Genomic DNA, 19,349 nt, shown 5'->3' on the forward strand with positions numbered 1-19,349 from the left:
GCCCGTCCCCGGGGCCGAGTCCCCGGGCGGCTCTTTCGCAGACGTAAACCATGTGACATATTACTGCTGTGCTCATCCAACCCTCCCACGACGTCGTGGTGATCGGCGCCGGAGTCGTCGGCGCCGCCTGCGCCTACTACGCCGCGCAGGCCGGCCTGCGCGTCGCCGTGGTCGACCGCGGCCCGGTGGCCGGCGGCACCACCGGCGCGGGCGAGGGCAACCTGCTCGTCTCCGACAAGGAGCCCGGCCCCGAGCTCGACCTCGCCCTGCTCTCCACCCGCCTCTGGCGCGAGATCGCCGAGGAGCTCGGCGACGCCGTCGAGTACGAGCCCAAGGGCGGCCTGGTCGTCGCCGCCCACCCGGAGGGCCTGGCCGCCCTGCGCCGTTTCGCGGCCGGCCAGCGCGCCGCGGGCGTCACCGCCGAGGAGATCGCCGCCGACCGGCTCCCCGAGCTGGAGCCGCACCTCGCCCCCGGCCTGGCCGGCGGCGTCCACTACCCGCAGGACGCCCAGGTGCAGCCGGCCCTTGCGGCCGCACACCTGCTGCGCGCCTCCGGCGCCGACCGGTTCCTCGGCGAGACCGTCCGGGCGCTGCGCACCGGCCCCGACGGCGCCGTCCGCGGGGTCGTCACCGACCGCCGGGAGATCGCCGCCCCCGCCGTGGTCAACGCCGCCGGCACCTGGGGCGGCGAGGTCGCCGCACTGGCCGGCGTCGACCTGCCCGTACTGCCCCGCCGGGGCTTCGTCCTGGTCACCGAGCCGCTGCCGCGGATCGTCCGGCACAAGGTCTATGCCGCCGACTACGTGGCCGACGTGGCCAGCGGCTCCGCCGCCCTGCAGACCTCGGCCGTCGTCGAGGGCACCCCCGCCGGGCCGGTGCTGATCGGTGCCAGCCGGGAGCGGGTCGGCTTCGACCGCACCCTCTCGGTGGAGGTGCTGCAGCGGCTCGCCGCGCAGGCCGCCGCGCTCTTCCCGGTGCTCCGCGAGGTCGCCGTGCAGCGCGCCTACCGCGGCTTCCGCCCGTACCTGCCCGACCACCTGCCGGCGATCGGCGCCGACCCGCGGGTGCCCGGCCTGCACCACGCCTGCGGGCACGAGGGCGCCGGCATCGGGCTCGCGCCCGCCACCGGACTGCTGATCGCCCAGCAGCTCACCGGCGGCCCCACCGCCCTCGACCCGGCGCCGTTCCGGGCCGACCGCTTCGCCGGGCGGCCCGCCGACGGCCCGGCCGACCGAACCGCCGCCCGAGGAGAGGCATGACCGCGCACCGCACCCCCGCCGACCTGGTCGAGGCCCGGCCAGGCCCGGCGCACACCATCGAGTTCGACGGGCGGCCCGTCCCGGCGCTGCCCGGGCAGAGCATCGCCGCCGCGCTCTGGTCGGCCGGCATCCTGGCCTGGCGCCGCACCCGGGTCGGCGGCCGCCCGCGCGGCGCGTTCTGCGGCATCGGCGTCTGCTTCGACTGCCTCGCCACCGTCGACGGCCGGCCCAACCGGCGCACCTGCCTGCTGCCCGCCGAGCCCGGCACCGTCGTCACCACCCAGGAGGGACACGGCCGTGCCGACCTCGAAGTCTGACGCCGCCGCCCGGCCCTACGACCTGGCGATCGTCGGCGCCGGACCGGCCGGGCTCGCCGCCGCCGCCACCGCCGCGGGCCTCGGCCTGCGGTGCGTGCTGCTGGACGCCGCCGAGCAGCCCGGCGGCCAGTACTACCGGCACCCCGCGCCCGGCCTCCGCGCCGCCCGTCCCGAGCGGCTGCACCACCACTGGCCCGCCTTCGCCGCCCTCGACCGCGCCCTCGCCGGGCACGTCCGGGCCGGCCGGGTCGACCACCTGGCCGGCCACCACGTCTGGACGGCCGAGCCCGGGGAGCCCTGGCGGCTGCACGCCGTCCGCGGCCCCGGCGGCGAGGGGGCGGCCGTGGTCGAGGCCCGCGCCGTGCTGCTCGCCACCGGCGCGTACGAACGCCAGCTGCCCTTCCCTGGGTGGACCCTGCCCGGTGTGGTCACCGCGGGTGGCGCCCAGGCCATGCTCAAGTCCGGCCTGGTGCTGCCCGGTCGGAGGATCGTGGTGGCCGGCAGCGGCCCGCTGCTGCTCGCCGCCGCCGCCTCGCTCGCCGCGGCCGGCGCGCAGGTGCCCGAGGTCGTGGAGGCCTCCGGATACCTCGGCTACGCCCGCGCACCCGGTGCCCTCGCCGCCAACCCGGCCAAGCTCGCCGAGGGCGCCCGGCACACCGCCCTGCTGCTGCGCCACCGGGTACGGCTGCGGCCGCGCAGCGCGGTCGTCGCCGTGCACGGCGAGGAGCGGGTCACCGGCGTGACCGTCGCCCGGCTGGACGCCGACTGGCGGCCGGTGCCCGGCACCGAGCGGCACGTCACCTGCGATGCGCTCGCCGTCGGCCACGGCCTGCTGCCGCAGATCGAACTCGCCACCGAACTCGGCGCGGCCACCCGTACCGGCCCGGACGGCGCCGTCGCCCTCGACGTCGACGAGCGGCTGCGCACCAGCCTGCCCGGCCTCTGGGCGGCGGGGGAGACCTGCGGGGTCGGCGGCGCCGACCTCGCCCTGGTCGAGGGTGCGATCGCCGCCAGGGAGATCGCCGGCCGGTGCCGGCCGCGCTGCGGTCGCTGCGCCGCCGCCGGCGCGCCTTCGCCGACCTGATGGCCGCCGCCCACCGGCCAGGCCCCGGCTGGACGGGCTGGCTCACCCCGGACACCGACGTCTGCCGCTGCGAGGAGGTGCCGGCCGCCCGTATCCGCGAGGCCGTCGAGGAGCTCGGCGCGGGCGACGCCCGGACGGTCAAGCTGCTCACCCGGGCCGGCATGGGCTGGTGCCAGGGCCGGATGTGCGGGCCCGCGGTGGCCTGCCTGGCCGGGGGCGGCGAGCCGCGGCCCGACAGCCGTCCGCTGGCCTGCCCGGTGCCGCTCGCGCAGCTGGCCGACGGTGCGGCCCGGGAGGCATGAGCCCGGCCCGTCCGGCGGGGCGCCCTTGTGGCGCCCCGCGAACCCTTGTAAAATGTCACACATCACTACTCAGGAGCGTAGCCCCATGACCCGAGTCCCGTACGACCCCGCCCGGCCCTGGCGCGGCATCATGGTCGCCACAGCGCTGCCGCTGCGCGAGGACCTGTCGGTCGATTACGACGCCTACGGCGAGCACGTCCGCCGACTCGTCGACGCCGGCTGCCACGGCGTCGTCCCCAACGGCTCGCTCGGCGAGTACCAGACCCTCACCCCCGAGGAGCGCGCCCGCGTGGTGCGCACCGCCGTCGAGGCCGCCGGCGACGGCGCCCGGGTGATGCCCGGCGTCGCCGCGTACGGCTCCGCCGAGTCCCGCCGCTGGGCCGAGCAGGCCGCCGAGGCCGGCGCCGGCTCGGTACTGCTGCTGCCGCCCAACGCCTACCGCGCCGACGAGGCGGCCGTCCGCGCCCACTACGCGGAGGTCGCCAGGGCCGGGCTGCCGGTCGTCGCGTACAACAACCCGATCGACACCAAGGTCGACCTGGTGCCCGAGCTGCTCGCCCGGCTGCACGCCGACGGCTCGATCGTCGCGGTCAAGGAGTTCAGCGGCGACGTCCGCCGGGCCTACCGGATCGCCGAACTCGCGCCCGGCCTCGACCTGCTGATCGGCGCCGACGACGTCCTGCTGGAGCTCGCCCTCGGCGGTGCCGTCGGCTGGATCGCCGGGTACCCCAACGCCCTGCCGGAGGCCTCCGTCGCGCTCTACGAGGCCGCCGTCGCCGGCGACCTCGCCACCGCGCTGCCGCTCTACCGCACCCTGCACCCGCTGCTCCGCTGGGACTCCAAGACCGAGTTCGTGCAGGCCATCAAGCTGTCCATGGACATCGCCGGGATGCCCGGCGGGCCCTGCCGCCCGCCCCGCGGCCCGCTCGCCCCGGAGGTCGCGGCCGCCGTCCGCGCCGCCACCGAGAAGGCCCTCGCCGAGGGCCTGTCCTAGGGCGCCGGGTATCCGATGAGGGGCGCGGGGAACTGCGCAGTCCGTGGGCGGGTACCACGGCAGCATGGGCCAAGCCGTGATCCGTGCGACGGCCCGCATCCGAATCGCGCAGTTCCCCGCGCCCCTGACGACTTCACCGATCGAGCACCTTTCACCACGAGGGGGAGCGGCCATGCGCAGCCGCCATGTGTTCCACGCCGTCGACTCGCACACCGAGGGCATGCCCACCCGAGTGATCACCGGCGGGTTCGGCACCCTGCCCGGCGCCACCATGGCCGAGCGCCGGGTGCACTTCCAGCAGCACCTCGACCACTTCCGCACCCTGCTGATGTACGAGCCCCGCGGCCACGCCGCGATGAGCGGCGCCATCCTGCAGCCGCCGACCCGGCCGGACGCCGACTTCGGGGTGCTCTACATCGAGGTCTCCGGCCTGCTGCCGATGTGCGGCCACGGCACCATCGGGGTGGCCACCGTGCTCGTCGAGACCGGCATGGTCGAGGTGCAGGAGCCGGTGACCACCGTCCGCCTGGACACCCCGGCCGGGCTGGTGGTCGCCGAGGTGCGGGTCGAGGACGGCGCCGCCAAGGCCGTCACCATCCGCAACGTGCCCTCCTTCTCCGCCGGACTCGACCTCAAGGTCGAGGTCCCCGGGTACGGCACCGTCGCCTACGACCTCGCCTACGGCGGCAACTACTACGCGATCCTGCCGCTGGAGCGGCTCGGCCTGCCCTTCGACCGGGCCCGCAAGCAGGAGATCCTCGACGCCGGCCTCGCCGTGATGGCCGCGATCAACAAGACCGACCGGCCCGTCCACCCCGAGGACGAGTCCATCAACGGCTGCCACCACGTGCAGCTGCTCGCCCCCGGCTCCACCGGCCGGCACTCCCGGCACGCGATGGCCATCCACCCCGGCTGGTTCGACCGCTCGCCGTGCGGCACCGGCACCTCCGCCCGGATGGCCCAGCTCAACGCCCGCGGCGAACTCCCGATCGGCCAGGACTTCGTCAACGAGTCCTTCATCGGCACCACCTTCACCGGCCGGATCGTCGAGCGGACCACCGTCGCCGGCCGCCCCGCGATCGTGCCCACCGTCACCGGCCGCGCCTGGCTCACCGGCACTGCCCAGTACTTCCTCGACCCCGACGACCCGTTCCCGGCCGGCTTCCTGCTCTGAGACCGGCCGGCCCCCGCCCGTCCCGCGCACCCACCCGAAGGGCCCCGACGTGACCGTCAGCTCGTACAACCCCGCCGACCCGGCCGACCTGGTGATCGCCGCCGACACCGCCGGCGCCCTCGGCACCCAGGCCGCCGTGGAGCGGGCCCGCGCCGCCCAGCCCGGCTGGCACGCCGCCGGGGCGGCCGCCCGCTCCGCCGCCCTCGGCCGGGCCGCCGACGCCGTCGAGGCCGCCGCGGAGGAGCTCGCCGCCCTCGCCGTCCGCGAGGTCGGCAAGCCGCTCGCCGAGGCCCGTGCCGAGGCCGCCCGCGCCGTCGCCATCCTGCGCTACTACGCGCAGGCGCCCTACGCCCCGTCCGGCGCCGTCCACGAGACCGCCGCCGGGCCCGGACTGCTGCTCACCCGCCGCCGCCCGCACGGCGTCGCAGGGCTGGTCACGCCGTGGAACTTCCCGCTGGCGATCCCGGTCTGGAAGGCCGCCCCGGCCCTCGCCGTCGGCAACACCGCCGTCCTCAAGCCCGCCCCCGAGGCCACCGCCTGCGCCCTGCGCCTCGCCGAACTCCTCGATCTGCCCGAGGGCGTGCTCACCGTGGTGCCCGGCGGCGCCACCGAGGGCGCCGAACTCGTCGACACCGCCGACGTGGTCTCCTTCACCGGCTCCACCGCCGTCGGCCGGGCCGTCATCGCCGCCACCGCCGCCCGCGGCATCCCCGTGCAGGCCGAACTCGGCGGCCTCAACTCCGCCCTCGTGCTGCCCGACGCCGACATCGAGCAGGCCGCCGACCACCTCGCCGCCGCCGTCGCCGGCTACGCCGGGCAGAAGTGCACCGCCACCGGCCAGGTGATCGCCGTCGGCGCCGCGTACGAGCCGCTCCGCGAGGCCCTCGCCAAGCGGCTGACCGCCGCCGAGTGCGGCCCCGTCATCGGCGAGGCCGCCCTCGACCGCCTGACCGGTGCCGTCGACTCCGCCCGCACCGCCGGGGCCGCCCTCCTCGCCGGCGGCCGGCGCACCGACGGCCCGGGCTGGGGCTTCGCACCCGCCCTGCTCGCCGACGTGCCCGCCGGACACCCGCTGCGCACCGAGGAGTTCTTCGGCCCGATCGCCGTCCTGCTGCCCGCCGCCGACCTCGACGAGGCGATCGCCCTCGCCAACGCCGGACGGCACACCCTCGCCGCCTCCGTGCACACCCGCGACCTGGACACCGCACTCGCCGCCGCCGACCGCCTCGCCGCCGGCATGATCCGGATCAACGCCCCCACCACCGGCGTCGACTTCCACCTGCCCTTCGGCGGCACCGGCTCCGCGGCCTACGGCGAACGCGAACAGGGCGCCGCCGCCCTCGAGTTCTACACCGCCAGCCGCACCGTCACGCTGCTCCCGTCCGCATGAGCACCGCACCCGCACCCGCACCCGCACCCGCGCCCGCGGCGGTCGAGGCCGTCGACTACCACACCGCCGGCGAGCCCTTCCGGATCGTCGCCGGCGGCCTGCCGCCCGTCCCCGGCGAGACCGTTGCCGAACGCCGCGCCGTCGCCATCGGCGCCGGCGGCACCGCCACCGCACCGAGACCGGGACCGCTCGACGACCTGCGGCGGCTGCTCACCCGCGAACCGCGCGGCCACGCCGGGATGTACGGCGGCTTCGTCGTGCCGCCCGACGACGACGGCGCCCACCTCGGCGTGCTGTTCTGGCACAAGGACGGCTACTCCACCGCCTGCGGCCACGGCACCATCGCGCTCGCCGCCTGGGCCGTCGACACCGGCCGCGTCCCGGCCCCCGACGACGGCACCGCCGAGGTGCGGATCGACGTCCCCTCCGGACGGGTCGCCGCCACCGTGCACCGCCACGGCGGACGCACCACCGGCATCGCCTTCCGCAACGTGCCCGCCTTCGTCACCGCCCGCGCCCTGGCCGTCAGCACCCGGTACGGGCCCTGCACGGTGGACGTCGCCCACGCCGGCGCCTGCTACGCCTCCGTCCGCGCCGCCGACCTCGGACTGGCGGTCACCCCGGCCCGGCTGCCCGGCCTCACCGCCGCCGGACAGGCCGTCCGCGCCGCCCTCGACGGCCACCCCGCGACCCGGCACCCCACCGACCCCCGGCTCTCCGGCGTCTACGGGGTGGTCCTGTACGAGGACCTGCCCGACTCCCCGGACGGGCCCGTCCAGCGCAACGTCACCGTCTTCGCCGACGGCCAGATCGACCGCTCGCCGTGCGGCTCCGGGACCTCCGCCCGGCTCGCCCTGCTCGCCGCCGACGGCCGGCTCGCCCCCGGGCAGGTGCTGCGCCACCAGTCGCTGGTCGGTACCGAGTTCACCGGCCGGGTGCTGGGGGAGCGGTCCGGCGGCCTGCTCACCGAGGTCACCGGCACCGCCCACCGCACCGGCGAGCACCGCTTCCTGCTCGACCCCGACGACCGGCTGGGGACGGGTTTCCTGCTGTGATCCCGCACCTGCCGCTCACCCTCGGCCCGGCGGGGGCCGTCCGCGCCCTCGCCGACGCCCTGGCCGCCGGCCTCGACCCCGAGACCCAGCCGCCCCGCGCCGCCGTGCCTGTCCCGGCGGGCGAACTGCTCCTCATGCCCGCCGCGGCCGGCGGCTACGCCGGGGTGAAGACCGCCGGCGTGGCACCCGGCAACCCGGCCCGCGGCCTGCCCCGCATCACCGGCAGCTACCTGCTGCTCGACGGCCCCACCCTGCAACCGCTCGCCCTGCTCGACGGCGCCGACCTCACCGCCCTGCGCACCCCCGCCGTCACCGCCCTCGCCCTCGACCGGCTGGCCGCCCCCGACGCCCGGCACCTGGTGCTCTTCGGTACCGGGCCGCAGGCGTACGGGCACCTGGCCGCGCTCCTCGCGGTCCGGCCGGTCGACCGGGTCACGGTGGTCGGCCGTCGCCGCGGGTTTGCCGAGGAACTGGCCGCGCACGCCCGCACCCTGGGCCCCACGGCGGCCGTCGGCGGGCCGGAGGCCGTCGCCGGGGCCGACCTGGTGGTCTGCTGCACCACCGCCCGCACCCCGCTCTTCGACGGGCGGCTCGTCCCCGACCGCGCCGCCGTCGCCGCGGTCGGCTCGCACGAACCAGGCGCCCGGGAGGTCGACAGCACGCTCGTCCGCAGGTCGGCGCTGTACGTCGAGGCGCGGGCGGCCGCCCTGCGCGAGGCGGGGGACCTGCTGGTGGCCTTCGCCGAGGACGGTCCCGCACCGCTTGCTAATCTTTCAGAACTGGTGGCGGGCGGGGAAGTTGTCCCCCATGATCGGCCCCGGTTGTTCAAGAGCGTCGGCATGGCCTGGGAGGATCTCGCAGTCGCCGCCGCCCAGTACGAGAACGCCACCAGGCCCGGCGCAACGTGACATTGTACGATGGGGTCCAGTACACCTCCGGAGGCACACCATGGCGGACCTCAAGCCCCGCGCCCTCATCTCCGTCCAGGAGAGACTGCGCGACCAGGTCGCCCACGCCCTGCGCGCGGCACTGATCTCCGGCGAGCTGCGCCCCGGCGTCGTCTACTCGGCACCCGCCCTCGCCGCGGACTTCGGCGTCTCCGCCACCCCCGTGCGCGAGGCCATGCTCGACCTCGCCCGCGAGGGCCTCGTCGAGGCCGTCCGCAACAAGGGCTTCCGGGTCACCGAGCTCAGCGAACGCGACCTCGACGAGTTCACCGAGATCCGCGCCCTCATCGAGGTCCCGACCGTCGGCCGGGTCGCCCGCACCGCCACCCGCGAGCAGCTGGAGGCCCTCCGCCCCGAGGCCGAGGCCATCGTCGCCGCCGCCCGCGAGCACGACCTCATCGCCTACCTGGAGGCCGACCGCCGCTTCCACCTCGGCCTGCTCGGCCTCGCCGGCAACGCCCGGCTCGTGGAGACCGTCGGCGACCTGCGGAAGCGGTCCCGGCTGTACGGCCTCACCCGGCTGGACCAGCGCGGCGAACTGGTCTCCTCGGCGGAGGAGCACCTGGAACTGCTCGACCTGATGCTGGCCGGGGACGCCGAGGCCGCGGAGGAGTGCATGTCGCGCCACCTGGGGCACGTCCGCTCCCTCTGGGCGGCGGGTCTGGAGGCCCCGGAGGAGGAGCCGGTACGGCTCCGCGCGCGCTGAAGGGCCGGCCACCAGGGGCGCTGGCCGCACTGTCCGGGTGAGCCGCATCCGGATTGCGCAGTTACCCGCGCCCCTACGGGTTCGACAGATGAGTCCGCCAGTCGCCCGAGGCGGTGATGTCCTCGGCTCCGGGGAGGGCTGCGGGTTCGCAGAGGAAGCCGGGGGTGCGGGTGCCGTCGGCGAGCTGGACGGGGCCGAGGGCCATGGGGTGGGGGAGGGCGGCCAGGAGGGTGCCGAGGCCGGCGGCGGGGAGTTCCCAGAGTTCGCCGGCGACGGCTGTGCCGCCCTCGTCGACCCGGACGATTCCTGGCTTGGGCGGGACGGTGTCCAGGGCGTACAGGCGGTAGACCGGCCCCGTCCGCACGGCGGTGCAGAAGCGGCCGCCCAGAGCGGTGAGTTGGCCGTTGAGTGGCTGGCCGGTGAGGTGGGCGCCGAAGACGGCGAGGCGGACCGGCGGTTCGGTCAGGAGACGGGCGAGGGCGCCCAGCCGTTCCTCGGTGCCGGCCGGGCCGACCAGCATCACGCCGAAGGGGAGGCCGTCGACGGTGCCCGCGGGGACGGCGATCGCACAGAGGCCGAGCAGGTTCGCCGAGTTGGTGAACCGGCCGAGGCGGGCGTTGCTGCCGACCGGGTCGGCGGCGACTTCGGCGAAGGTCGGGTGCCAGGTGGTGGTGGGCAGCAGCAGGGCGTCCGCGTCGCCGAGTTCGGCCAGGGCGAGGTCCCGCAGGCGGGCCAGTTCGGCGAGGTCGCCGTACAGCCGGTGGGCGGGGATGTCGCGGGCGGCGCGGATGATCCCGGCCACCACCGGGTCCAGCCCTGCGCCGTCCTTCTCGGTGAGGGCGTCGACGAACTCGCCGACCGCGGCGTACCGTTCGGCGACGAAGGCGCCCTGGTAGAGCATGGCGGCGACGGTGTCGAAGGGTGCCAGGTCGAGGTCGCGCAGTTCGGCGCCGGCTGCGGCGAGCCGGTCGGCGGCGGCCGTGTACGCCTCGGCCCACCCGTCGGCGAGGGTGCCAAGACGGGCGGCGTCCGGGGCGGCGATCCGCCAGGGGCCGGGGTGCCGCGCGGGCGGCGGCACCGGCGCCGGGTCGGCGACCAGCCGCAGGGCGGCCTCCGCCTCGCCGACCGTCCGGGCGAACACCGACACGCAGTCCAGGCTCGCGCAGGCCGGGACGACGCCCTCGGTGGGCACCCGGCCGGGTGCGGCCTTGAGGCCGACGATGCCGTTGAACGCGGCGGGCACCCGGCCGGAGCCGGCGGTGTCGGTACCGAGCGCCAGGTCGACGAGGCCGAGGGCGACCGCGACCGCCGAACCGGAGCTGGACCCGCCGGAGATCCGCTCCGGGTCGAAGGCGTTGCGGACGGCGCCGTACGGGCTGCGGGTGCCGACCAGGCCGGTGGCGAACTGGTCGAGGTTGGTGGTGCCCAGGACGACCGTGCCGGCCGCCCGCAGCCGGGCGACCGCCGGGGCGTCCCGCTCGGGCAGGTAGGCGTAGTCGGGGCAGCCGGCCGTGGTGGGCAGCCCGGCGACGTCGATGTTGCCCTTGACCGCGCAGACCGTGCCGGCCAGCGGCAGGTGCTCGCCGGCCGCCGCCCGGTCGTCGATCCGGGCGGCCTCCGCCTCGGCCTCCGCCTGCGGGCGCAGGTCGATCCACACCTCGGGCCGGTCGACGGCGGCGATCCGCTCGTACGCCCGGCGGACCCGCTCCACGGCGCCGGCGGGGGCGGTGCTCATGCGACCGCCCCCAGCACCACGAGCGGGCTGCCGGCCTCGACCTGGTCGCCGGAGCCGACCAGCAGCTCCGCGACCACGCCGTCCCGGTCCGCGGTGACCGCCGATTCCATCTTCATCGCCTCCAGTGCCATCAACTGCTGCCCCTTGCGCACCCGTTCGCCCGGTGCCACGTCGACCTTCCAGACGCAGGCGGTGAATTCGGCCTCCACCACGCTGCCCCCCGGCGGCGCGGTGACGGTCCGCGGTGCCACCGGTGCGGCGCCGGCCGCCCGTTCGGCCCGGTCGAACTCGCCCGCCTCCTCCCAAGCCTGCCGCTCCGCGGCGAAGGCCGCCGCCTGGACGGCCCGGAACCCGGCGATCGGCCCGGCGTTCTCCTCGAGGAAGCGCAGGTGGTCGGCGAGCGCGAACTCGCCCTCCTCGATCTTCGGTGCGAACCGTCCGGCGGCCATGTCGGCCCGCATCTCCAGCAGTTCCTCCGCGGAGACCGGGTACCAGCGGATGCGGTCGAAGAACCGCAGCAGCCAGGGCGCACCCGGCTCGAACGGGCCGCGCTGCTGCCAGCCCGACCACATCTGCACCGTCCGCCCGACGAACTGGTAGCCGCCGGGTCCCTCCATGCCGTACACGCAGAGGTAGGCGCCGCCGATGCCGACCGAGTTCTCCGCCGTCCAGGTGCGGGCCGGGTTGTACTTGGTGGTGACCAGCCGGTGCCGCGGGTCGAGCGGGGTGGCGACCGGCGCGCCCAGGTAGACGTCGCCGAGGCCCAGCACCAGGTACTCGGCGTCGAAGACCGTGCGGTACACCTCGTCCACCGATGCCAGGCCGTTGATCCGCCGGATGAACTCGATGTTCCACGGGCACCACGGCGCGTCGTCCCGGACGCCCGCCATGTACCGCTCGATCGCCTCCCGGGTCGCCGGGTCGTCCCAGGACAGCGGCAGGTGGACGGTGCGGCTGGGCACCACCAGCCGGTCGGTGGCGGGCAGTGCCCGCTCGATCTCCCGCACCAGCGCCAGCAGTTCGGGCAGCGGCAGGACGTCCGGGTCGACGTGCACCTGCAGCGAGCGGATGCCCGGGGTCAGGTCGACGACGCCCTCCGGCCGCCGTGCAGCGAGCTGCTCGGCCAGCGCGTGGACGCGCATCCGCAGGGCCAGGTCGAGCTGCATGGGCCCGTACTCGACCAGCAGGTTGTCGTCGCCGCTGCGCCGGTAGGTGACGCTCGGCCGGTCCCGGCCGGCGGGGGTGCGGTGCAGGATGCCGCCGTCCACGATCGCCGGGCGGGAGGCGTGCGGTGCGGCGGCCGGGGTGCGGCGCAGCACGCCGGCGTCCTCGGCGGTGACGGGCACGAACCGGACCCTGTCGCCGGGGCGGAGCTGGCCGAGCTTCCAGCGCTGCCCGGAGACGACGGTGGCGGGGCAGACGAAACCGCCGAGGGACGGGCCGTCCGGGCCGAGCAGGACGGGCATGTCGCCGGTGTAGTCGACGGCGCCGACCGCGTACGGGGTGTCGTGGATGTTGGAGGGGTGCAGGCCGGCCTCGCCGCCGTCCGGGCGGGCCCAGGCGGGTTTGGGGCCGACCAGGCGGACGCCGGTGCGGGCGCTGTTGAAGTGCACCGACCAGTCGGCGGCGTAGAAGTCGGCGATGTCCTGCTCGGTGAAGAACTCCGGTGCGGCGTGCGGCCCTTCGACGGCGGGCAGCTGCCACGTGGAGGTGAACTCGGGCCGGTCGGCGACCGGGCCGGCGCCCTCGCCGAGGGTGCCGGTGCCGCCGTGCAGGACGTCGCCGGTGCGCAGCGCCCGTCCGCCGTGGCCGCCGAAGCCGCCGAGGGTGAAGGTGGCGGCGCTGCCGAGGAAGTCCGGTGCCTCGATGCCGCCGGCGACCAGGAGGTAGCTGCGCAGGCCGGGGCCCGGCGGGGCCGGGATGTCGAGCAGGCCGCCGGCCGGGACGAGCACCGGCTCCCACTGGGGTACGGGGGTGCCGTCCACGGTGACGGCGGTCGGGGCGCCGGTGACGCAGACCCAGGTCGGTGCGGTGAAGCGCAGCGCGGGCCCGAGCAGGGTGCACTCCAGGCCGGCGGCGCCCTCGGGGTTGCCGAGGGCCTGGTTGCCGAGCCGGAAGGAGAGGTCGTCCATCGGGCCGCAGGGCGGTACGCCGACGTGCCAGTAGCCGGTGCGGCCGGGCCAGTCCTGGACGGTGGTCTGGGTGCCGGCCCGGACGACCTCGATCCGCGGGGTGGGGTCGGCGACGTGCGCCAGGGTGCCGGTGTGGTGCTCGGCCACGGCGATCGCAGGGACGGCGGGGACGGCGCGCAGCAGGCCGAGGTTGGTCTCGATGCCGTGGATGCGGGTGCCGTCCAGGGCGCCGGTGAGCCGGGCGAGGGCGTCGGCCCGGTCGGCGCCGTGCACGATCACTTTGGCGAGCATCGGGTCGTAGGCGGTGGTGACCTCGGTGCCGGTCTCCACCCAGGTGTCGACGCGGACGCCGGGCGGGAAGACGACCTCGGTGAGCAGGCCGGCGCTGGGCCGGTGGTCGCGGCTCGGGTCCTCCGCGTACACGCGGGCCTCCACGGCATGGCCGTCGGGTGCGCCGACCTCCCGGACCACCGAGCGGTCGCCCTGGGCGAGCCGGAGCATCCACTCGACCAGGTCGACCCCGTACACCGCCTCGGTGACCGGGTGTTCCACCTGGAGGCGGGTGTTGACCTCCAGGAAGTAGGCCTCCTCGCGGGCGGCGTCGTAGACGTACTCGACGGTGCCGGCCGAGCGGTAGCCGACGGAGGCGCACAGCTCCCTTGCGGAGTCGGCGAGTTGCCGGCGGACGCGGTCGGGCAGACCGGGTGCGGGGGCCTCCTCCAGGACCTTCTGGTTGCGGCGCTGCAGCGAGCAGTCCCGGTCGCCGAGGGTGACCACCCGGCCGGTGCCGTCGCCGAAGACCTGCACCTCGACATGGCGGGCGTGCTCGACCAGCCGCTCCAGGAAGACGCCGGCGGTGGCGAAGCTGGCGGCGGCGACCCGCTGCACCCGCTCCCAGGCGTCGGCGAGCTGGTCGGCGTTGCGGCAGGCCTGCATGCCGATGCCGCCGCCTCCGCCGGTGGCCTTGAGCATCACCGGGTAGCCGACGGTCTCGGCGGCGGCGAGGGCGGCCGGCAGATCGGGCAGCAGGCCGGTGCCGGGCAGCAGCGGCACGCCGGCGGCCTCGGCGGCGGCCCGCGCGGTGTGCTTGGCGCCGAAGACCTCCAGCTGGCCGGGGGTGGGGCCGACGAAGGCGAGCCCGGCGGCCTCCACCTGCCGGGCGAAGGCGGCGTCCTCGGAGAGGAAGCCGTAGCCGGGGTGGATCGCGCCGGCGCCGCTGTCGTGGGCGGCCTGCAGCACCAGGTCGGTGCGCAGGTAGCTGTCCTTGGCGGCGGCCGGGCCGAGCCGCACCGCATGGTCGGCGAGCCGGACGTGCGGCGCGGAGCGGTCCGGGTCGGAGTACACGGCGACGGTGGCGATGCCGATCCGGCGCGCGGTGCGGACGATCCGGGCGGCGATCTCGCCGCGGTTGGCGATCAGCAGGGTGTCGTAGGCCATGGTCGCCGCTCAGTCCTCGGTGATCGTCATGCGGACGGGCGTGGGGTCGAAGCCGTTGCACGGGTTGTTGATCTGAGGGCAGTTGGAGACCAGCACCAGCACGTCCGTCTCGGCCTGCAGCACGACCCGCAGGCCGGGGGCGGAGATGCCGTCGACGATGCCGAGCGTGCCGTCCGCCTCGACCGGTACGTTCATGTACCAGTTGATGTTGGAGACCAGATCGCGCTTGCCGAGGCCGTGCCGGGCGCCCTCGGCGAGGAAGTTCTCCACACAGGCGTGCTGCGACCAGGTGTGGTGGCCGTAGCGCAGGGTGTTGGACTCCTTGGAGCAGGCGCCGGCGATGGTGTCGTGCCGGCCGCAGTCGTCCTCGACCACGGTCATCAGCGGCGTGTGCTCGGTGGACAGCAGCACGCTGCCCTTGCCGAGAAAGACCGAGCCCTGCGCCTGCAGGGTGTCGGCGGCGCTGTAGCGGACGGTGGTGTCGTGCGCGTCGTAGAGCAGGCAGTCGACGGCCTGGTTGCCGCCGAGGTCGGTGATCGTGAGCCGCTGACCGCGGCGGACGACGGCGGACCAGGCACCGCGGGCGGGCACCTCGGCATCGGGCAGGACGGTCATCGGGCCCCCAGGGCGGCGGTGTTGAGGTGGGCGCGGTGGCGTTCGGGCGTGGCGTCCCAGTGCGGGTCGCCGGGGCCGGTCACCTCGCCGGGCGCGGCGGTGACCTGCAGCGGGGAGCAGTGCCAGGCCGGGCGCGGGTCCAGCGGGTGGGCGGTGTTGGCGAGCAGCAGGGTGCTGTGCTGCTCCAGCCGGAGGACGACCCGGGCGCCGGGGCCGGCCGGGCCGGTGTGGCGCAGGGTGCCGTCCGCCTCGACGGTGACGCCCTGGAAGAAGGAGACCGGGGCGGGCAGGTCGCGCCGGGTCAGGCCGTGTTTGGCGGCGGCCAGGGTGAGCAGTTCGCGGCCGGCGGGGGAGGGGCCGTGTGCGGAACCGTCGCCGTAGCGGGCGGTGTTGCGGGCGGCGGTGGAGGCGCCGGCCAGTGCGTCGTGCCGGCCGGAGGTGTCCTCGACCAGGGTGGCGAGCACCCGGCCCTCGCCGGAGAGCAGCTGGCTGCCCCCGGTGAGGTAGGCGTTCCACTGCACCTTGACGGTGTCGGCCGCGTTCAGCCGCTCCCACGGCCGCCCGGTGACGTACAGCAGCAGGTGGGCGCAGGCGTCGCCGTCCCGGTCGGTGAGGGTGACCAGGGTGCCGGCCGGGAGGACGAGGTGGGTGTAGCCGCCGCCGGCGACGGTCTCGGACCACAGGGTGCCCGGGGGCGGCGGCAGCTGCGGCATGCAGTCGACGACCGTGCCCGCCTGGGACCTGGCGTGGGCGCGGGCGGCCGTGGTGGTGGCGGTGCCGGCCTCGGCGTCGTGGATTTCTGTCATGCGACAGAAATTAGGGAGGCCCGGCTTCGCCGCCATTGCCCGTGCGTAACACCGGAGTTACCGTCCCCTCACGGCGATCGCCGCCGGCGGTGATGTGCGAGGATCGCGGGGTGTCCGCCACCAGCCGCCCGACCGCCCGAACGGCCCGCACCCCCCGTACCGCCACCACCCACGGCACGGGCCGCGTCGGCCGCCCGCGCGCCCAGGGCCCCTCGGACAGCGGCCTCGCCCCGCGCGACCAGGTCCTCGCCGCGGCCGCCGAACTCTTCACCCGGAACGGCTACGCCGCCACCACCACCCGTGCCGTCGCCGAACGCGCCGGGATGCGCCAGGCCTCGATGTACCACTACTTCGCGGGCAAGGAGGACATCCTCGCCACCCTGCTCGAGGGCACCGTCGAGCCCTCGCTCGCCTTCGCCACCGGCCTGCTCGCCGACGCCGACGCCGACCCGGCCCCGCGGCTCTGGGCCCTCGCCGCCCGGGACGCCGAACTCCTCTTCGGCGGCCTCTACAACCTCGGCGCGCTCTACCAGCTGCCCGAGGTCCGCGGCGAGCGCTTCGCGGACTTCCGCGGCGCCCGCGAGGCCCTGAAGGCCGCGTACGGGCGCCTGCTCGCCCTGGTCGACCCGGGCACGGACGCGGCGCTGCGCACCGACCTGCTGTTCGGCCTGGTCGAGGGCGGGGTGGCGGTCGCCCGCGAGCACGGCGGCCGCTCGGCCGCCCAGGTGGCCCGTGCGGTCGCCGACGCCGTGCTGCGCCTGGGCGGCTGCGGGCCCGAACGCCTCGAAGCCGCCCGCCGGGAGGGCGAGCGGCTGCTGTGAGGGCGGCCCTCCGGGCGAAGGGCCTCAGCGGCGGCGCAACCGGTAGGCCGCGCCCACCGCCACCGCCCCCGCCAGGACGAGCACCGCGAACCACTGCAGGTACCAGTGCCCGCCCTCCGGGTCGTACACCGAGGCGCGCGGCCAGGCCAGGTTGATCGTCATCGCCACCCCGTAGAGCAGCGCCAGGGCGTTCACCGGCAGCCCCCAGCGGCCCAGCGAGAACAGCGGCAGGCCGGCCTCGTCCAGCCCCGCGCCGCCCGCCCCGCCGGCCCCGAGCGGCAGCCCGCGCAGCCGGCGGGCCAGCATGGCGCCCACCACCAGCGCGTACGCGGCGTACACCAGGGCGACACAGGTGGCGGAGAGCGCCAGGAAGGCCGCCGGGGAGACCAGGTTGAGCAGCAGGAAGCCGACCGCGGGTGCGCCCACCGCGAGCGCCGCCCAGCGGGGCATGCCGCTGCCGGGGGAGACCCGCGCCAGCCGTCCGGCGCCGGGCAGTGCACCGTCCCGGGCCATCGAGAACACCATCCGGGTGCCGGCGGTGTGCATCGCCAGGGTGCCCACGCAGACCGCGACCGCCACGTCGGCCAGCAGTACCCGGCCCAGCCCGTCGCCGAGGCTGCTGGTCAGCACGTAGGACAGGCCCTCGGCGGCGAGCCGTCCGTCGGTCAGGCTGGGCGCTGCCAGCACCCCGCCGAGCAGCAGCAGCCCGCCGCTGACCCCGGCCGCGGCGAGCGCGGTGAGGATGGTCCGCGGCGCGGTGCGGCGCGGTGCGACCGTCTCCTCGGACAGCTCCCCGGCGCTGTCGAAGCCGATCATCACGTACGCGGCGGTGAACGAGCCGACCAGCAGCGCCCAGAACCCGCCGCCGGGGTGGCCGGTGTGCAGCACCGCACCGGCCGGCTGCTCGGTGTGGGTGAACAGCAGCACCACGATGAGGACGATGCCGGCCAGCTCGGCCGTCACGCCTACGCCGTTCACCAGCGACAGCACCCGGTTGTCGACCGCGTTGACCAGTGTGGTGAGCGCGATCAGCGCGGTGCCCAGCAGCACAGCGTTGGCCGCGCCGCTCGCGGTGGTCGGCGAGGGGTCGCCGCCGACCAGCTGGAAGCCGGACCACAGCGCGGGCAGCACCACCTGCAGGGCGAGCGCCGCGGCGGCCACCACGACGACCTGGCCGAGCACCATCAGCCAGCCGGTGAACCAGCCGTAGACCGGGTTCGCCAGCCGGGTCGCCCACTGGTAGATGGCGCCCGAGATCGGGTAGCGGGCGGCGAGTTCGGCGAAGCAGGCGGCCACCGCCAGCTGCCCGGCGAGCACCGCGGGCCAGGTCCAGACGAAGGCCGGGCCGGCCGCGCCGTAGCCGAAGGCGAACAGCTGGAAGACCGTCGTCAGGACGGAGATGAACGAGAACCCGGCCGCGAAGGAGGCGAACCGGCCCATCGTGCGGTGGAGTTGCTGGGGGTAGGGGAGCTCGCCGGCGGACGGCGGCCCGGGGGTCTCGGCAGGGGCGAGGGAAGTGCTGGTGGTCATCGGGCACCGGCTTTCCGCGGGCGGTTTCTGTCGGGTGACAGAAATTAGGCCCGGCCGGATTCCCGTGCGTTGCCCGGCTGTTGCCGCCAGGTTGCCGTGTGCTCACCGATCGTCCGGCGAGCCGGGAGCCGGCCTCGAAGGGCACTCGGGTGGTCGATTCAGGTGCCCGAGCGCCCCTGGGGGTCAGCCGAAGTGGCGGCCCGCCCATGCGGTGATTGCCGCCGCGATCTCGGCGGGCCGGTCCTCGGGGGCCTGGTGGCCGGCCGGGCCGCAGGGCACGGTCTCCAGGCCGGCGATGTTCGCGGTGCACCAGGCGGCCATCGCCGGGTCGATCATCAGGGTCGGCGAGGAGTCGAAGGTCAGCAGCAGCTTCGGCACCTCGGGGGTGGCGGCGAGCCAGTCCCCGTACGCCTTGACCCGGGCGACCACGTCGGCCGGCTCGTCGTCCAGCGGCATCGCCCGCGGCCACTCCAGCAGCGGACGGCGGCTCTCCCGGGTGGGGTAGGGGCTGCGGTAGACGTCCAGGTCCTCCTCGGCGAGGCCGGTGAGCACGGTCTGGCCGAAGGAGCCCTCGATGAAGACGTTCCGGTCGAGCACCAGCTCCTCGCCGACGCCCGGGGTGCGGAAGGCCTCGAACCGGGCTCGGGCGGCCGCCGGGTACTCCTCCCAGGTCATCGGCCGGACGATGGTCTCCATGAAGGCGACCCCGCGGACCCGCTCGGGCAGCCGGGCGGCCCGGTCGAAGGCGAGTGCGCCGCCCCAGTCGATGCCGACCAGCACCGCCCCGTCCAGCCCGAGCGCGTCGAACCAGGCGTCCAGGTAACGGGCGTGGTCGTCGAAGCGGTACGGGATGTCGGGCTTGCCGGAGCGGCCCATGCCGATCAGGTCGGGGGCGAGCCGCCGGAACGGGCCGCCGACCGCGGGCAGGACGTTCCGCCACAGGTGGGACGAGGTGGGATTGCCGTGCAGGAAGACCAGCGGCGTGCCGCTGCCGGCTTCCTCGTGGTGCATCGTCGAGTCGAGAACGACGGTCTCGGGCATGGCT

At 76.0% G+C, this 19,349-nt stretch carries 15 protein-coding genes and 1 pseudogene; 10 read left to right on the forward strand and 6 right to left on the reverse strand.

Features of this window, described 5'->3' with window-relative positions:
* Positions 1-68: 68 nt before the first annotated feature.
* The 9 genes and pseudogenes from ACQ614_RS29690 to ACQ614_RS29730 all read left to right on the forward strand — a co-directional run bounded on the left by ACQ614_RS29690 (position 69) and on the right by ACQ614_RS29730 (position 9,228).
* Positions 69-1,259: an NAD(P)/FAD-dependent oxidoreductase gene (locus ACQ614_RS29690; RefSeq protein WP_431681917.1), complete on the forward strand. Its 1,191-nt coding sequence runs from the start codon at positions 69-71 to the stop codon at positions 1,257-1,259.
* A complete protein-coding gene (locus ACQ614_RS29695) occupies positions 1,256-1,576 on the forward strand; it encodes a (2Fe-2S)-binding protein (protein ID WP_363495027.1) in 321 nt (106 codons plus the stop codon). The genes ACQ614_RS29690 and ACQ614_RS29695 overlap by 4 nt, the downstream gene beginning before the upstream one ends.
* Positions 1,557-2,962 (forward strand): annotated as a pseudogene (locus tag ACQ614_RS29700) (FAD-dependent oxidoreductase). Before ACQ614_RS29695 ends, ACQ614_RS29700 begins: the two are co-directional and overlap by 20 nt.
* Positions 2,963-3,047: 85 nt before the next feature.
* Positions 3,048-3,956, forward strand: coding sequence for a dihydrodipicolinate synthase family protein (locus tag ACQ614_RS29705; RefSeq protein WP_431681918.1), 909 nt, complete (start codon positions 3,048-3,050; stop codon positions 3,954-3,956).
* A 172-nt stretch (positions 3,957-4,128) separates the two neighbouring features.
* On the forward strand, positions 4,129-5,130 hold the full coding sequence (locus ACQ614_RS29710; RefSeq protein ID WP_431681919.1) for a proline racemase family protein: 1,002 nt from the start codon (positions 4,129-4,131) through the stop codon (positions 5,128-5,130).
* A gap of 49 nt (positions 5,131-5,179) precedes the next feature.
* Positions 5,180-6,520 (forward strand): aldehyde dehydrogenase family protein, encoded by a 1,341-nt coding sequence (locus ACQ614_RS29715; RefSeq protein WP_431681920.1) that lies wholly within the window; start codon positions 5,180-5,182, stop codon positions 6,518-6,520.
* Entirely contained in the window at positions 6,517-7,575 is a 1,059-nt protein-coding gene (locus ACQ614_RS29720; protein ID WP_431681921.1) for a proline racemase family protein, read from the forward strand. The genes ACQ614_RS29715 and ACQ614_RS29720 overlap by 4 nt, the downstream gene beginning before the upstream one ends.
* Entirely contained in the window at positions 7,572-8,483 is a 912-nt protein-coding gene (locus tag ACQ614_RS29725; protein ID WP_431681922.1) for an ornithine cyclodeaminase family protein, read from the forward strand. Before ACQ614_RS29720 ends, ACQ614_RS29725 begins: the two co-directional genes overlap by 4 nt.
* A 40-nt stretch (positions 8,484-8,523) precedes the next feature.
* Positions 8,524-9,228, forward strand: a complete 705-nt coding sequence (locus ACQ614_RS29730) for a GntR family transcriptional regulator (RefSeq protein WP_431681923.1) — start codon at positions 8,524-8,526, stop codon at positions 9,226-9,228.
* Positions 9,229-9,301: 73 nt separating this feature from the next.
* Here the strand turns inward: ACQ614_RS29730 and atzF are convergent, their stop codons facing one another.
* From atzF to ACQ614_RS29750, 4 genes are read right to left on the reverse strand one after another with little or no spacing between them, the layout of a single operon-like run.
* Positions 9,302-10,963, reverse strand: coding sequence for an allophanate hydrolase (gene atzF, locus ACQ614_RS29735; protein ID WP_431681924.1), 1,662 nt, complete (start codon positions 10,961-10,963; stop codon positions 9,302-9,304).
* A complete protein-coding gene (gene uca, locus ACQ614_RS29740) occupies positions 10,960-14,532 on the reverse strand; it encodes an urea carboxylase (RefSeq protein WP_431681926.1) in 3,573 nt (1,190 codons plus the stop codon). The genes atzF and uca overlap by 4 nt, the downstream gene beginning before the upstream one ends.
* 9 nt (positions 14,533-14,541) lie before the next feature.
* Positions 14,542-15,147: an urea amidolyase associated protein UAAP2 gene (locus tag ACQ614_RS29745; protein WP_431681927.1), complete on the reverse strand. Its 606-nt coding sequence runs from the start codon at positions 15,145-15,147 to the stop codon at positions 14,542-14,544.
* The gene (locus ACQ614_RS29750; RefSeq protein WP_431681928.1) at positions 15,144-15,953 is read right to left on the reverse strand and encodes an urea amidolyase associated protein UAAP1; all 810 of its coding nucleotides are present in this window, start codon (positions 15,951-15,953) and stop codon (positions 15,144-15,146) included. The genes ACQ614_RS29745 and ACQ614_RS29750 overlap by 4 nt, the downstream gene beginning before the upstream one ends.
* 110 nt (positions 15,954-16,063) lie before the next feature.
* On the opposite strand from ACQ614_RS29750, the gene ACQ614_RS29755 reads away from it, so the two are divergent.
* Positions 16,064-16,774 (forward strand): TetR/AcrR family transcriptional regulator, encoded by a 711-nt coding sequence (locus tag ACQ614_RS29755; RefSeq protein WP_431681930.1) that lies wholly within the window; start codon positions 16,064-16,066, stop codon positions 16,772-16,774.
* A gap of 24 nt (positions 16,775-16,798) precedes the next feature.
* Here ACQ614_RS29755 and ACQ614_RS29760 read toward each other — a convergent pair whose 3' ends face one another.
* Positions 16,799-18,304 carry an amino acid permease gene (locus tag ACQ614_RS29760; protein WP_431681932.1) on the reverse strand — a complete coding sequence of 502 codons (1,506 nt, stop codon included), beginning with the start codon at positions 18,302-18,304 and terminating at the stop codon, positions 16,799-16,801.
* Positions 18,305-18,487: 183 nt separating this feature from the next.
* On the reverse strand, positions 18,488-19,345 hold the full coding sequence (locus ACQ614_RS29765) for a haloalkane dehalogenase (RefSeq protein WP_431681935.1): 858 nt from the start codon (positions 19,343-19,345) through the stop codon (positions 18,488-18,490).
* Between the last annotated feature and the right edge of the window lie 4 nt (positions 19,346-19,349).

It is taken from the genome of Kitasatospora dryopteridis (assembly GCF_050749075.1).
Taxonomy (GTDB): Bacteria; Actinomycetota; Actinomycetes; order Streptomycetales; family Streptomycetaceae; genus Kitasatospora.

Excerpts from the sequence above, each read along its gene's own strand:
- ACQ614_RS29695 (WP_363495027.1), top strand. The coding sequence starts at position 1,256 with ATGACCGCGCACCGCACCCCCGCCGACCTGGTCGAGGCCCGGCCAGGC.
- ACQ614_RS29745 (WP_431681927.1), bottom strand. The coding sequence starts at position 15,147 with ATGACCGTCCTGCCCGATGCCGAGGTGCCCGCCCGCGGTGCCTGGTCC.
- ACQ614_RS29760 (WP_431681932.1), bottom strand. The coding sequence starts at position 18,304 with ATGACCACCAGCACTTCCCTCGCCCCTGCCGAGACCCCCGGGCCGCCG.
- ACQ614_RS29710 (WP_431681919.1), top strand. The coding sequence starts at position 4,129 with ATGCGCAGCCGCCATGTGTTCCACGCCGTCGACTCGCACACCGAGGGC.
- ACQ614_RS29730 (WP_431681923.1), top strand. The coding sequence starts at position 8,524 with ATGGCGGACCTCAAGCCCCGCGCCCTCATCTCCGTCCAGGAGAGACTG.
- ACQ614_RS29705 (WP_431681918.1), top strand. The coding sequence starts at position 3,048 with ATGACCCGAGTCCCGTACGACCCCGCCCGGCCCTGGCGCGGCATCATG.
- ACQ614_RS29750 (WP_431681928.1), bottom strand. The coding sequence starts at position 15,953 with ATGACAGAAATCCACGACGCCGAGGCCGGCACCGCCACCACCACGGCC.
- atzF (WP_431681924.1), bottom strand. The coding sequence starts at position 10,963 with ATGAGCACCGCCCCCGCCGGCGCCGTGGAGCGGGTCCGCCGGGCGTAC.
- uca (WP_431681926.1), bottom strand. The coding sequence starts at position 14,532 with ATGGCCTACGACACCCTGCTGATCGCCAACCGCGGCGAGATCGCCGCC.
- ACQ614_RS29765 (WP_431681935.1), bottom strand. The coding sequence starts at position 19,345 with ATGCCCGAGACCGTCGTTCTCGACTCGACGATGCACCACGAGGAAGCC.
- ACQ614_RS29720 (WP_431681921.1), top strand. The coding sequence starts at position 6,517 with ATGAGCACCGCACCCGCACCCGCACCCGCACCCGCGCCCGCGGCGGTC.